The organism is Muricauda sp. SCSIO 64092, from assembly GCF_023016285.1.
Taxonomy (GTDB): domain Bacteria; phylum Bacteroidota; class Bacteroidia; order Flavobacteriales; family Flavobacteriaceae; genus Croceivirga.
Genome location: NZ_CP095413.1, coordinates 4246065 through 4260876, shown reverse-complemented (window position 1 = coordinate 4260876; position 14812 = coordinate 4246065). Strand labels below are relative to the sequence as shown.

Annotated in this window: 12 protein-coding genes and 2 pseudogenes; 5 read left to right on the top strand and 9 right to left on the bottom strand. The window is 37.2% G+C overall.

Annotation, left to right across the window (positions count from 1 at the left end):
• Nucleotides 1–408 precede the first annotated feature (408 nt).
• From L0P88_RS17725 to L0P88_RS24085, 5 genes and pseudogenes are all read right to left on the bottom strand, one after another.
• A pseudogene (locus tag L0P88_RS17725) lies at nucleotides 409–945 on the bottom strand (BfmA/BtgA family mobilization protein); the annotation flags it as partial.
• Between the two features lie 383 nt (nucleotides 946–1328).
• Nucleotides 1329–4802, bottom strand: a complete 3474-nt coding sequence (locus L0P88_RS17720) for a BspA family leucine-rich repeat surface protein (RefSeq protein ID WP_247131240.1) — start codon at nucleotides 4800–4802, stop codon at nucleotides 1329–1331.
• A 365-nt stretch (nucleotides 4803–5167) separates the two neighbouring features.
• Nucleotides 5168–5626: a site-specific integrase gene (locus tag L0P88_RS24095; RefSeq protein ID WP_313791570.1), complete on the bottom strand. Its 459-nt coding sequence runs from the start codon at nucleotides 5624–5626 to the stop codon at nucleotides 5168–5170.
• Entirely contained in the window at nucleotides 5604–6164 is a 561-nt protein-coding gene (locus tag L0P88_RS24090; protein WP_313791569.1) for a phage integrase SAM-like domain-containing protein, read from the bottom strand. The genes L0P88_RS24095 and L0P88_RS24090 overlap by 23 nt, the downstream gene beginning before the upstream one ends.
• 105 nt (nucleotides 6165–6269) lie before the next feature.
• On the bottom strand, nucleotides 6270–6416 hold the full coding sequence (locus L0P88_RS24085; RefSeq protein ID WP_313791568.1) for a hypothetical protein: 147 nt from the start codon (nucleotides 6414–6416) through the stop codon (nucleotides 6270–6272).
• A 582-nt stretch (nucleotides 6417–6998) separates the two neighbouring features.
• Between L0P88_RS24085 and L0P88_RS17710 the strand changes: the two genes are divergently transcribed.
• Nucleotides 6999–9752: a T9SS type B sorting domain-containing protein gene (locus tag L0P88_RS17710; RefSeq protein WP_247131239.1), complete on the top strand. Its 2754-nt coding sequence runs from the start codon at nucleotides 6999–7001 to the stop codon at nucleotides 9750–9752.
• Nucleotides 9753–9796: 44 nt separating this feature from the next.
• Here L0P88_RS17710 and L0P88_RS17705 read toward each other — a convergent pair.
• The 4 genes and pseudogenes from L0P88_RS17705 to L0P88_RS24070 all read right to left on the bottom strand — a co-directional run.
• Nucleotides 9797–10122, bottom strand: a pseudogene (locus tag L0P88_RS17705) (transposase); the annotation flags it as partial.
• Between the two features lie 141 nt (nucleotides 10123–10263).
• Nucleotides 10264–10806, bottom strand: coding sequence for a site-specific integrase (locus L0P88_RS24080; RefSeq protein WP_313791567.1), 543 nt, complete (start codon nucleotides 10804–10806; stop codon nucleotides 10264–10266).
• 66 nt (nucleotides 10807–10872) lie between these two features.
• Nucleotides 10873–11094: a phage integrase SAM-like domain-containing protein gene (locus L0P88_RS24075; protein WP_313791566.1), complete on the bottom strand. Its 222-nt coding sequence runs from the start codon at nucleotides 11092–11094 to the stop codon at nucleotides 10873–10875.
• Nucleotides 11040–11471, bottom strand: coding sequence for an Arm DNA-binding domain-containing protein (locus tag L0P88_RS24070; RefSeq protein ID WP_313791565.1), 432 nt, complete (start codon nucleotides 11469–11471; stop codon nucleotides 11040–11042). The genes L0P88_RS24075 and L0P88_RS24070 overlap by 55 nt, the downstream gene beginning before the upstream one ends.
• 576 nt (nucleotides 11472–12047) lie before the next feature.
• Between L0P88_RS24070 and L0P88_RS17695 the strand changes: the two genes are divergently transcribed.
• From L0P88_RS17695 to L0P88_RS17680, 4 genes are all read left to right on the top strand, one after another.
• A complete protein-coding gene (locus L0P88_RS17695) occupies nucleotides 12048–12647 on the top strand; it encodes a hypothetical protein (protein WP_247131238.1) in 600 nt (199 codons plus the stop codon).
• Nucleotides 12637–13593: a nucleotidyl transferase AbiEii/AbiGii toxin family protein gene (locus tag L0P88_RS17690; RefSeq protein WP_247131237.1), complete on the top strand. Its 957-nt coding sequence runs from the start codon at nucleotides 12637–12639 to the stop codon at nucleotides 13591–13593. The genes L0P88_RS17695 and L0P88_RS17690 overlap by 11 nt, the downstream gene beginning before the upstream one ends.
• 313 nt (nucleotides 13594–13906) lie before the next feature.
• A complete protein-coding gene (locus tag L0P88_RS17685; RefSeq protein ID WP_247131236.1) occupies nucleotides 13907–14239 on the top strand; it encodes a hypothetical protein in 333 nt (110 codons plus the stop codon).
• A gap of 2 nt (nucleotides 14240–14241) precedes the next feature.
• Complete coding sequence (locus tag L0P88_RS17680; RefSeq protein WP_247131235.1) at nucleotides 14242–14736, top strand: hypothetical protein; 495 nt, start codon at nucleotides 14242–14244, stop codon at nucleotides 14734–14736.
• Nucleotides 14737–14812 lie beyond the last annotated feature (76 nt).

Sequence of the window (14812 nt, the reverse complement as noted above, 5' to 3'; positions counted from 1 at the left end):
TTTCCGGATAAGCGTAATAAAAGTGCGTTTATTTGTGGAACTTTTATCCTTTTATTTATCTAATTAGGCAGATATACAGAACAGAACTGTAAGTTGTTTTTATTTTTTAGTCCCCAATGAAAAGGTGAAAATCCTTAATTAATTACAATTGAGATTTACTCAACGAATTTGGCAAACTGATTTTAATTTTTTTCACCTTCCATAGGGTTAATTATTCTATAGGTCAATAAAATTCCTCATTAGTTATAATTGACCACAACAATCAGTTACCTTTGTAAAGTTTATTGCTAATTCTTGTTAAAGAACAACTATTATTCATAATCATTCAACAATAAGTGCGGGAACCTTTTAAAAAAGGGATATTAGAGGGTACTTCTGGGATAAAAAAATGAAAGGAGGATTTGTTTTCTAATGGTTTCTTAAGGTTCTCCCATACTTTTCCAATGCTTCCATAGGCAGTTCCAGCTTTAAGTAGTCCTTACCAAAACTGTTTTTTACAAGCTTGACATTATCCAATACATAACTAAAGTCTTTTTTTAGAAAATCCATTTTATCTTTTAATCGGTCATAGCTAATTCTGGGAACGGTGGTCTCTTCCATCCACTCTTCCTCCTCATAGCCATTTTCAAATTTCTTTTCTATAAAATCAAAACCATCCTCAAAATCACTGTCATTTTCTTCGGAATGCTGCTCAAATAGGTATTGTAACATGGCTACAGTTGGTAGGGTCTCGCTCTTTTCAATGTCCTTGATGATGGCTATGGATGCATTGGTACGTTTTCGGTTCTTGATAATTTCCTCTACCATGCTCTTCCCTAAACGGTCATCGGGTAAAAACCCATGCCACTCGAAAAAGTCCATGACCATATCCAATGTTTTGGAATAGCTATTTGAAACCTTTTTTGAAAAACTCTTGAACCTTATCAATGTTTTCTTTTTTATCCGTACTGTTTTAAATCATCCATTTGGGCTATGTTTTATAGTTTATTGTGACAATACTTTTCAGTGTTTTATGGGTTTTTCAGAGGTTTTGTGACAATTTGTTTTTCCCCTTTAAAACTTATAAAACTCCAAACCCCTTATAAACAGGGGCTTTACGAAGTAAATGAAGAATGTAACGTTGCGCCAGCACGTTACCCTCTTGCTTCTCCCTTTTTCCCGTTGGTCAAAATTCCGAGCCATCTGATTGTTTTCAATCAGATGCTTTTCTTTTAATCGGTAATCGATAGGTAAGGGCAAAAGAAAAGTTAAAATCTTAAAAAGATAAGTGCGTAAAATGAAAAGAAACTACATTCTCAATTAGTATTCAATTGATTTAGTTTAGAAGTTTAGCGTATTAAACTAAAATGTCCCCTTAATATCTTACCATCTCTATAGATTACTGAGTACCAATAGTCAGTAGCTGGCATAGGGCGGCCATTGAATGTACCATCCCAACCTGCTGAAATATCCCTTATTTCTTTTAACAGGTTCTCGTATCGGTCAAAAATAAAAACCCTCAATACTTGATTTGATGGGTTTGGAACTATCCAATAATCATTTATATTGTCATTGTTTGGAGTAAAGAATCTTGGTGGTAATGGGATCAAAAGCTCTGTAGTAAAGTTTTCTTCTGTACAAGCCATAGCGTCTCCCTCTGAATTGTAAGGTGTTATGTCAACATAAATGGATGTGTCCTCTGGTAGGTCTTCCTGTAGATCGTAACTCAAAACATCCCCTACATCTAAAGTATTTAAGATATCGCCGGTCATGGAACTTGTACCCACCCGTAGTTTATAGCCTGTTGCATTTGAAACGGCATTCCATTCAATGTTTGTTCCTATGGGAACATCAATAGCTCCCGATAATGGTAATGATAACATGGTACACGATGGTAATGGGGGTAAAAGTTCCGTGGTAAAATTTGCTTCCGTACAGGCCATAGCGTCCCCTCCCAAGTTATAAGGGATTATACCAACATAAATGGATGTGTCCCTCGGTAGGTCCTCCTGTAGATCGTAACTCAAAACATCCCCTACATCTAAAGCATATAGGATATCGCCAATCATTGAACTTGTACCGACAGTCAATCTATAGCCTGTTGCATTCGGGACCTCGTTCCATTCAATGTTTGTTCCTATGGGAACATCAATAGCTCCCGATGATGGTAATGATAACATGGTACACGATGGTAATGGTATCAAAAGCTCAGTAGTAAAATTTTCTTCTGTACAGGCCATAGCGTCTCCCTCTGAATTGTAAGGTGTTATATCAACATAAATGGATGTGTTCTCCGGTAGGTCCTCCTGTAGATCGTAACCCAAAACATCCCCTACATCTAAAGCATATAGGATATCGCCAACCATTGAACTTGTACCGACCGTTAGTCTATAGCCTGTTGCATTTGAAACGGCATTCCATTCAATGTTTGTTCCTATGGGAACATCAATAGCTCCCGATGATGGTAACGATAACATGGTACATGGTGGTGGTAATGAGGTTATGGTCAGTTGAAAATCTTGTTCTGAACTACAGTCTGAATTACCATCGTAGATATACAAGGTAATTGGATAAGAGGAAAAGTCACTAAAGCTAATCATGTGTCCAGAGTTATAAGATGTTCCTGTACCATTGTTACCTGTATAATATTTTTCATCACCTGTAAGATTTACCCCAATGATTGTTGGTAAGGTATAACTATCAGAAACAGTTTGATCAGCTATATCTTCTAGTATTGGTGTAATCGTTCTTCCTGCATCGGTAATAATCCAGTTATCATTACTAATCATATTTGATCTGGCTGCTTCTCCTGAACAATATTGACTTAAGCCTCCACTAAATCGAACATTATTTTGTAAAAATTTTGAGTTCCAACCTATAAGCAGTGCGTCATAATTAGCAACTGAAAGTTTTACTCCAGTAAACATTTCACTCATATTTGTTACGTTTCCCACATCCCAGTTACCTATGTTCTGGTTGAAGGAACTGGCATAGTAGAACATATATGCCATATTTGTGACATTGCCCACGTTCCAGCCGCCTATGTCCTGATTGAAGGAACTGGCATAGTAGAACATTAGACTCATATCCGTTACGTTTCCCACATCCCAGTTACCTATGTCCTGATCGAAAGAAGAGGCAAAACCGAACATAAGTCTCATATTTGTGACCTTGCCCACGTTCCAGCCTCCTATGTCCTGATTGAAGGAACCCTCCCGGAACATTTCACTCATATCTATTACGTTTCCCACATCCCAGTCGCCTATGTCCTGATTGAAGGAACTGGCACCCCAGAACATGCCACTCATATCCGTTACATTGCTTGTCTTATCTCTCCAATCTCCGATGTTCCCATTGAAGGAACTGGCACGCCAGAACATATTTTCCATATTTGTGACCTTGCCCACGTTCCACTCGCCGATGTCTTGATCGAAGGAAGAAGCGCCGTTAAACATGCTACTCATATTTGTAACATTACTTGTCTTATTTTCCCAATCTCCGATGTTACCATTGAAATTAACAGCATCTTTAAACATTTGAATCATATTTGTGACCTTGCCCACGTTCCACTCGCCGATGTCTTGATCGAAGGAAGAAGCGCCGTTAAACATGCTACTCATATTTGTAACATTACTTGTCTTATTTTCCCAATCTCCGATGTTACCATTGAAATTAACAGCATCTTTAAACATTTGAATCATATTTGTGACCTTGCCCACGTTCCACTCGCCGATGTCTTGATCGAAGGAAGAAGCGCCGTTAAACATGCTACTCATACTTGTAACATTACTTGTCTTATTTTCCCAATCTCCGATGTTACCATTGAAATTAACAGCATCTTTAAACATGCCATCCATATATAATACATTGCTTACATCCCAGTTACCTATGTCCTGATTAAAAGCTATGGCTCCAGTAAACATGAAACGCATATTTTCTACCTTGTCCACATTCCAACCGCTTATGTTCTGATTAAAGGAGGTGGCAATTGCAAACATGCCATTCATATCTGTTACGTTTCCCACATCCCAGTTACCTATGTCCTGATTGAAGGAGGCGGCATTTGCAAACATGCCGCCCATATGTAATACGTTGCCCACGTTCCACTCGCCGATGTCCTGATTGAAGGAAGAAGCACCGTTGAACATGTCATCCATATATAATACGTTGCTTACATCCCAGTTTCCTATGTCCTGATTGAAGGAAGAAGCACCGCTGAACATGAAAGACATGTGTCTTACCTGGGTCAGGTCGAGTGTATCCGTGGCGGTGACCCTAAGGTTGGTACATCCTGCAAAGGCCTTCTCCATACTTTTCCACTGGATGCCTCCCCACTGCTGCACGGTCCGTATCTTATCCTTGTCCCCTGCATTGTCAAAATAGATGCTGGGGAAATCGCCCGTGATGGAAACGGTGTAGGCGCCGGCACTGCTATAGGTATGGCTTGCATCTCCTGTATAGGTTGTTGTATCTACCGTGCCATCCCCCCAATCCACGGTGTAATTGTAGCCACTTCCTGTGGTGGGTATAGTAACCGTTAGATCTCCGTCTCCTATACCATTTTCTCCTACCTGCCAAGTAGTGATAAAAGCGTCCTGTGCCATGGCCGGAGCACTGAGGATAAATACCAACAGTATGGCAAAAATGTGCTTTTTCTTATATTTTTGTACCGTTCCCTTACGTATGGGCCTATCGGTTGCCTGCCATAAACTAGAGCGCCCGACAATGGCAAGAGCATTGTGTATTAAAAAGGACAGTGGGGTACTTTTCTTGCCTTTTTTAAAATTTGGGACCGAACTGTTTTGAAGCAGTATTTTTTTCACTTATAGCTTTTTTTAAAGAAATAAGGGTTTCATCATAGCAATGCTTGGTCGCTATATAGTTATAGGAGGAGTCAAATAAATATTAATTAGGTAGGAAAATATTTTGAAGTTATAATGTCAATATTTTTTCCTATTTATTATAAAAAAAGTGCCAAACCCACTTAAAACAGGGACGAAAAAGAAGTTGAATGTGATGTTGAAAACGGAAGCAGGATATATAGCGCCAACGGGGCAGCAAATAATCCGTTGCTCTTTTTTGGGTTTAAAACCATTAAAAAAATGATGGTGGTGTAATGCTTGTTGAACTGGAAACAACTCGACCTTAGGGAGCGTTGTTCTATTTCAGCAATGCCACATGCTATTACTCAACAATTACTTAAAGTTTTACTTCTCTTTTGCTCAAATCGCTCCAATAGGTTACTTATATCCTCACTTATTTTACTCGCTACAACTCTAGCATAGATTTGTGTAGTAGATAGTTTGGTATGTCCCAAAAGCTTGGACACCGTTTCTATGGGCACGCCATTGGACAGCATTACCGTAGTGGCAAAGGTATGTCTGGCAACATGAAACGAAATGCTCTTGTGGATACCACATGATTTTGCTATCTCCTTTAGATAGCTATTGGTCTTTTGGTTGGAACTTATCGGAAGCAGACCAGTTGTTGATCCCTCGTTTTGAAGAGCTCTGTATTTTTCCAATATCATCCATGCTTTGGGCAGGATGGGAACTTTTACAAGCTCGTCCGTTTTTTCCCGTTTGGTATATATCCAGTTATTGTTATCAATTCCTTTTACAATATTATCCTCTGTGAGTTCTTTCACATCTGCATAGGATAGTCCCGTAGCATGAAAAGACAAAGCAATCTTTTACTTTTTGCAACCGTTCTTTTTTAAATTCTGTTAGTTCCAATAGCTCAAGCTCCCTTTCGGTCAGATACTCCCTATCGTATTTATTGTATTTCAATTGGAAGCGGTCAAATGGGTTTTTATGCATCCATTCCAGTTTAATAGCCAGGTTTATCATTTTCTTGAACCGTTCCAAATGCTTCATGACCCCATTGTTACCAAGTACAAGTCGTTTTTTGGAATCCCTACAGTTTCTCAGGTAATGCTCCAAATCCGTGATGGACCTAAAGTTCAATTGTTTTAAATAAATGTCCTTCAGCTTTCTTTTCCTTAACAGGAATGTATTCAAATATTTTTCCGTGGTATAATAGTTCTTCATCGTTCCAGCTTTTAGGACATGGACCATATTGTCATTATGGTAAGTAATCAATTCATGTAAGGTCTTACTTTTGTCGTCCTCTCCCAGGTAACGGGATTTTATGGCTTCCGAGGATATGATCTTATCTTCCCCCAATAGCTCTTTGTGGCTTCTCAGTAGTTTGCTATGGACTTCGTCCAGATAGGCGTTCAGAACCCTGATTTTGGATGAATTTCCCTTACCTTTGGTTTTAGTACTGTCCTACTGGGTAATATGGACATTTCTTTTTAAACTGATTTCTGCACGTTTGCCCGCTACGGTAATGCGCGCATAGATAGATAATTGTTTGGGATCGCTTCTTGATTTTCTGGTGAAGAAAATAATGGTGAAAGTGCTTTTTGCTTTCATTTTAAGGTGACTTTGGTTCAACAATAATTTGTAAGGACGAAAGTCAAATCAAAAAAGCAGATAACCGTTTAAAATGAAAAAAACTATTCTACTATTAACTTTTGTGTTTATTTTAAGTTTTAAAAATTATTCGCAAACAGTTGAAAATCTCTTTTTAGTTTTCAAACCGGAACATTTAGTATTTGGGCAAATAAGTGGTGTAAACTTAAAAACCTATCGTTGTATGGTGGCATGGTCTGCTTTAACACCTCTAATAGCATTAGTTCTTCAATATCTCTATAGCTTAATCCGAATCTGAATTTAAAATACACGGCTTGAGTAATAATTGACTTTGGGAAACTATGACCTTTGAACATTTTTTTTGATGCTAAAGATATTTTTTTAGGTTTTTCTCATTTAGATGTGACAGAACCGTTTTAAAAAACTTCAACACTTACTTATTGCATGTTTTTTGAGTATTAGACTTTCTTTAATTTTAATTATCCCTATAACTTACTTTTCTGTCCCCTTTTTTTATAGACATCGGCACATATTATTGGATACTTTATATAAAGCATCAATTTTAATATTAAAAGAGCTGTCATGTGGAATTTTATTATGAAAGAGCTATTGCAGCCCATTAAAAAAACAATTTTTCTTTCTTTTATGATAAGCCTAATCTTCTCCTGTTCCCTTTTTGGGCAAAAACAAGCATCAAATTGGTATTTTGGTAATCTAGCGGGTATTCATTTTAATGACGATGGCACAGTAACGGTTCTTGAAAATGGTCAAATAAATACTTTTGAAGGCTGCACTAGTATATCTGACAAGGAAGGAAACCTTCTTTTTTATACCGATGGTGAAATAGTGTATAATAAAGACCATAACCAGATGCAAAACGGTGATGGTTTATTTGGCGATAGTTCTAGTACACAAACGGCTATTATAGTGCCTAAACCAAAAGATCCAAATATATTTTATATTTTCACTGTAGATCATAATAATGCTGTTGACCCTACTCTTCACCAAGGTTTAAATTACTCTATTGCAGATATGTCCGCTAATAATGGCTTAGGCGCTATTACAAGTAAAAACATAAACCTACTTGAGTACTGTTCGGAAAAAATCGCTGCTGTTGTTAAAAATTGTCTTGATAAATCTCTTTGGGTTATAACATTATCTACAGAAACAGGTGTTATAGGGTCTATAAACACGTACCATGCTTTTGAGATTAACCAAAATGGTGTTAATATAAATTCTGTTACATCTGCTTCTAATTTAGAGCTTACCTGGGGTGGCGACCTTAGGGGGTATTTAAAAATATCTTCCGATGGTAAAAAAGTGGCATCTGCAAATGCTGGTCCTGATGGCGGACTTTATCTTTACGATTTTGATGTAGATACTGGTAAATTATCAAATGAGTTGGAGTTACAATTAAATGATTCTAATCATTGGGCTTATGGTTTAGAATTTTCGCCTAATAACAAATTTCTTTACGCTCATTCATGGATAGATGGGGCTGAATCTCATCTTCTTCAGTATGATTTAACAGCCTCTGATATTTCTAACTCAGCTGTAGTTTTAGATGAAAGAGAAATATACAGAGGAGCATTACAATTAGGACCGAATAATAAAATTTATAGAACCATTAGCATAGACTATGATAACGGAACCCCATATTTAGGAGTCATTAATAATCCTGATGAAAAAGGATTATCATCCAATTACGAACATAATGCCATATTCTTAAATGGAAGAAATGGTACACAAGGACTACCTCCTTTTATTCAATCTTTTTTTGAAAAAGCTACATTGATTAAAAATAGTGAAAATATAGGCGTTAGTTTTTTAGATATCTGTTCAGGAGAAAATTTGACAATAGGCATAGAAAGCTATGAAGGTGCAACTTATAGATGGAAAAAAGACGAGGTTGCTTTGGACTACACTGGAAATACATTCACCTTAAACAATATAGGAATTGAAGACTCGGGCAAATACACGCTAGACATACTATTTTCAGACCCTTTTAAGTGCGATATTTTTGGCGAAGCTGTAATTGAGGTTTTAGAAAGCCCAACGGATGAAGCTTTTACATTAACGCAATGTGATACAGAAAACCCTTTAGATGGTATCGCTACTTTTAATCTAGAAGATACTTTCCATACTAGCGGTATTGCCTACTTATTATATGAGACAGAGAATGACAGAAATAACAACAATGCTATAGATGTTTCCGTGCCTTATAGCAATACGGTGGCCTTTAACCAAACTTTATATTATACAGCCATTAATGAAAATGGATGTGAAAACTATGGCGTTCTTAACCTAGAGGTTTTAGAAAGCCCAACGGATGAAACTTTCACATTAACACAAACACAATGTGATACAGAAAACCCTTCAGCTGGTATTGTTACTTTTAATCTAGAAGACGCTTTCTCTACTAGCGGTATTGTCTACTCATTATATGAGACAGAGAATGACAGAAATAATAACAATGCTATAGATGTTTCCGTGCCTTACAGTAATACGGTGGCCTTTAACCAAACTTTATACTATACAGCTATTAATGAAAATGGATGTGAAAACTATGGCCTTGTTAATCTAATAGTTAACCCCACACCCGCACCCGTTTTTGATTTTTCTAAAACGCTTATATTTTGTAACGATGACAGTCCTATTGAATTGTTTGCTCCTGATAATTATCATACCTATTCCTGGAGTACTATAAATGGTGCTGAAATAAATGAAATAGGCACTAACCCCAATATCTATATATCAGAAATTGGCGATTATAGAATAGAAGTTGGTTATGGATATACTAATAATGGACAACAGTTTTTCTGCACTTCTTTTCAAGACTTTACAGTATTGCCATCTGGTAAAGCTGTTATAGAAAACATCGAGATTGAATATGGAGGCAGTAGTCAAAACACTTTAAGTGTAATCGTATCAGGAGATGGTAATTATGAGTATTCTGTAGATGATTTCATCTATCAACAAAGCCCAGAATTTACAAACTTATCTTCTGGAAATATTACTGTTTATGTTAAAGATTTAAATGGTTGCGGCATTGTTTCTCAAGAAATTGCTATTATTGGTTTTCCTCGTTTTTTTACGCCTAATAACGATTCTTATAATGACACCTGGAATGTTATAGGTATTTCCAATAACAATCTTCCGAATAGCATTATCTACGTGTTTGATAAGTATGGGAACCCTATTGTACAGATAGACCCTTTAGGGAATGGTTGGGATGGTAACTTTAACGGTAGACCACTTCCTTCTGACGATTACTGGTATAGGGCTATATTAGAAGATGGCAGGCGGTTATCTGGTCATTTTACCCTTAAGCGATAGTAAAACTACTCAATGGGACAGCACTAAAAATAGAGGAAAAGCCTGATACTCAACCCTTCCTCTTTGGTCAGGTATCCGACAGCTTCTCGCTTCTCGGCGGGCCTTAGAGCTCTTTTTCGATCAGGTTCTTCAGGGCATTGTTCTCAAAGGCCAAATCGGCGTATATGCGCTTGAACTCGGCCAGTTCCGACTCCATCTCCTTCATTTTCTTGAGTTGGTTGACCCCCATGCCCCCATATTTCGCCTTCCAGTTGTAAAAGGTCGGTTGGCTGATGCCGTGCTCACGGCATATCTCGGCAACGGTCTTGCCATGTTCTTGTCCCGATAGGACCTTGATAATCTGTGTCTCGGTGAATCTGCTCTTTTTCATTCCCTCAAATTTAAAAGAAGTTGCATCAACTTTTAAAACGTTTTTTTATTGGTGGAAAAAGAGGTTGCCGATGCGCGGGTTTTCCACCAATAATAAAATGATAGATTGAGCGATGATTGGGCGTCACGCAAAGATTTTCCATTACTCCTTCTTAAACACCCCTTCCAATCGCTGCATATCCCCGCTTATCTTGCCCTCCACTACCCTGGCATATATCTGTGTGGTGGACAGCTTGGTATGTCCCAAAAGCTTGGATACCGTTTCCATGGGCACGCCATTGGACAGCATTACCGTTGTGGCAAAGGTATGTCTTGCAATATGGAAAGTGAGGTTCTTGTTGATGTGGCATACATCGGCTATCTCCTTAAGATAAGAGTTCAACTTCTGGTTTGAGATGGATGGAAAAATTCTTTTGGTCGCAAAAGTATTGGGATGGTCTTTATAACCGTTTATGATTTCCAGTGCTTTTGGCAATAAAGGAATTCTAACAGGTATGTTTGTTTTTTGTCTATAGGAGCTTATCCATTTTTTATCATCTATACCGATACATATGTTATCCTTTGTAAGGTTCATCACATCACCATAGGACAGCCCTGTATAGCAACTGAAAACGAACAAATCCTTTATAAGATGTAACCTTTCGATTGTAAACTGCTTTTGCTCGATGGTCTGTAACTCATCCAATGTGAGATATGTCCTTTCTTTTCGGATGTATTTTGCCTTGAACTTTATAAACGGGTCTTTGTCCAGTCATTCCATCTTATGGGCTAGGTTTACAAGCTTTCTAAGCCGTTCTATATGTTTCATGACGGTATTGTTCCCCATATCCTTTTGATGGCGTAAAAAACGCTCAAAATCTATGATAAACTTATAATTGAGTTCGGAAAGATATATGTCTGTAGTCCTGTGTTTTTGTTTTAGAAAAAGGAAGATATATTTATGGGTGGTGAAATAGTTTTTTGTGTTCCCCATCGCAGGGTATCTTTCATATGCTCTTTATGATATTCGATAATATCGGAAATGCTATACCTGTTTTCCCCGTTACCAAGAAAATAGGTCTTGATAAGTTGAGAGGAAACCAATTTGTTTTTGTTCTTTAATTGTTGATAACATTCAAAAAGTCTCGAACGTACTCCGTCAAGATAGTTGTTCAACTGTTTGGCTTCGCTACCTAGACCTTTTAACCTGTTTTTGGAAACGTCCCATTCTGAAACGGTCACTTTCCTTTTAAGGGAAATCTCGGCACGTCTGCCGTTTACGGTGACACGTGCATAAAGTGGGGCTTTGCTGTCCTTTTTGTTGGCTAGTTTCAGCCAAAAAAGGACACTGAATGTGTGAATGGTCTGCATACTTTCATTTTTAAAAATTAAACATCTCAAAACGAAAGTCAAATCAAAGAAGCTCGGTTACCATTTTGAACCATTTCAGAACAAGGTAACCGAATAGGTAACTTATTTTACCATATCAATTCAAATTGAATGATTGCCTTAAAACGACAAAAACTTGATAATCATACGATTACCAAGTTTTTGTTACTATTTGATTTCTTAAAAAGTCGGGGTGGCAGGATTCGAACCAACTCGACAAACCATTGAATATCAGCAATATATTTTAAAATCTACTCAATAGGTCACAATATAGGACATACTGACGTTGGATATAACAATCCGCAGTAATAAATTTAAGCAAATTCCAACAATTCAAACCAAATCGCAACATTGAAAATAAACACTGCTTTCGAGACGGTTCTATTTCCAATTTTTACCACTTAATCAACATAGTGGCAATATTTCTTTTTCAAAATGTTACCACTTCTTTTTATGATATTTTCAAGTTCTTAAATTAAATTTGCATGAATTTTAAATTAAAATATTTGCATTTTGGCATATATTTTGTTATTATTACCCTATAAAAAGGAAGACAAAATGGGCAAATTAAAAGAATTGGAGAAATGTCTCAAACGTGGTAGGGTCTACCGCAGGGTCGACCTTGAACAATGGTCCAATGCCGTTGATCGCCATCTTGGGGAACTTGTACAAAAAGGAACGCTTCAAAAGCTTTCCCATGGATTGTACTATTATCCAAAAGAAACCGCATTTGGGTTTGCCCCCCCGGACGAAAAGGTGTTGGTACGCAGTTTTCTTAAAGATGATGAATTTCTCCTTACCTCCCTTAATGCTTATAATACTTTGGGGGTTGGCACGACACAGCTTTATAACAAACGCCTTGTATATAACCATAAACGGCACGGTGAGTTCGAATTGGGTGGCAGGAAGTTTTTCTTTCATGCCAAACCCCGTTTCCCTAAAAAATTGACACCTGAATTTTTATTGGTCGACCTAGTGAACAATCTTGGCGCCCTTGCAGAAAACCCAAAAGAAGTATTATCAAAAGTTGAGACTAAAGCCAGAACAATGGATGTTAAAAAGCTTCAAAAAACGGTTAAAGCCTATGGAGGGGTAAAAGCAAAGAAGGTTTTTACACCAATGCTAAATAAAATGGAACAACGCCAGTATGCCCAATAAGTATCTTCATGAGCACCCAGACTTTGTTGATCTATTGCGAATTTTGGAGCAGGAAACAAAGATTCAACTTCAGCTAATTGAAAAAGATTACTGGATCATGCATGTCCTGTACGGGCTGAAAAAGCAAGGACTGGATTTTGAACTTAAAGGCGGTACCTCACTATCCAAAGGCTATAAAATCATAGATCGGTTTTCCGAGGATATTGATATACATATCAAACCGCCCGTCCATTTGGGGGTCAATGAAAACCCCAAGAATACCAGGCCCAAAAGTGTACTGTCCCGCAAAGAATACTACGATTGGCTTGCTGACCATATTAAAATAGATGGCATTGTTTCCATTGAAAGGGACCATGCCTTTGATGACGAGCTCTATTACCGTAGCGGTGGTATTCGTCTACACTATGAAGCTAAAACAGGTTCTGTTGATGGTGTAAAGGAAGGGATCTTGCTTGAAGCGGGATTTGATACCGTTACCCCAAATGCACAAATTTCAATAAGTTCATGGGCATTTGACAGGGCCGTCACGATAGATAACATAACCATTATGGACAATCGTGCTATTGATATTACCTGTTACCATCCTGGCTATACATTTGTGGAAAAGTTACAGACCATAGCCACAAAATACAGACAGGAACAAAACGGAAAAGAGGCACGCCCGAATTTGATGCGCCAATATTATGATATATATTGTTTATTGGCCAACAAAGATGTAAATGATTTTATTGGTACTAAAGCCTATCACGAACATAAAAGGGTACGTTTTCCCAAAGCAGATCTGGATATTCCCATTTCAGAAAACGAAGCATTTTTATTGAGTGGCCCAGATCAGAGAAATGCATTTAGAAAAAGATATATTGCCACGGCTTCGCTGTACTATAACGGTCAACCTGATTTTGAAGATCTATTGGCACGGATCAAAGAGCATATAGATAAATTGTAAAACAGGTTTTAAGATCACAGTTAGATGTATTTGGTCAATGATCTACAGGTTATTTTAGTCAACTTGATTGCATGAGCTGTAGAAATCCCCTTTCATTTTCAATATCTCAAAATACTCTTATTGCGTCCCACTTTTAAAGGGTCTTAGCACTTTTTTTAGGGTAATTCGCATAAAGCACAAATCTTTGATTTTAAATCAAAGATTTGTGCTAAATAGTCCAAGGGTTTGTGCTGACCAAAAAACACCAGAAGCTCGTTTTACTATTCTCTGTTTTGCATTGCGAATCTTCAAAAACTCTTATTAAAGACTAATTATGAGACATTATGCCTTACTCTTATTGGTTGTTTTTGCGATTTCCTGTAAAAGCGAACCTAAAGAACCTTCATCAGTAAAAAATGTTCAAACCGAAAACAGGTCAATGGAAAAAGATCTGGTGCAAGGGCTTTGTTTTCTGCTTACAGATAAACTAGACCAAAAAACATTTAATTATAAATGTATCCCATGGATTCAAAAGCTTTATGAAGAGAATCCCGATAAATATAAAATGGTTCACATCATAGGGTCCAAATTATCGAAAGAATCAAACATGCAAGCCTATGATTTAGGCTATGAGAATCTTAAAAATGAACTGAATAAACTAAAATGATTATGAAAAAAAATCTGTTTCTAATAGTAGTTGCACTTTTAAATGTAGTTAGTTGTACAAAAAATGATGATGGTAAGACCATTGTTGAAAGCGAACATACCGGAGTAGAAGGTATGATAATCAAGGCTAAGTTGGATATAACCCTAGAAGCTTTAGGGGGAACACCTGAAGACTATCCTTTTATCCAAGGACAAGCATCGAGTTTATATGGAGCCAGTTATATTGGTTATGTATTACCTGCTTATGGCAATGGCAATACTTCAGTAACAGCTACTTTTTTGAGCAGTACAAAAGAAGGGTTCATAAGTTATAACGGGAAACAATATAACGCAGGAGATTCTTTTAATGTAGTAGAATTTTTTAACGATTCCCATTCTGTACAAAACAGTGATGTATTCTATGTTGGTACAGAAGAGGGGATGCATGGGGTTAAAATGAAGTTTGTATCGAACAGAGGTACTACAATAACTACTGATGATAGTTTCTTTTTTCAATAATCATAATCCACTATAATTAAGCATAGCATATAAAACTGTAATGTGTATTAGATGTTTTTCTAAATTCCTCAATATT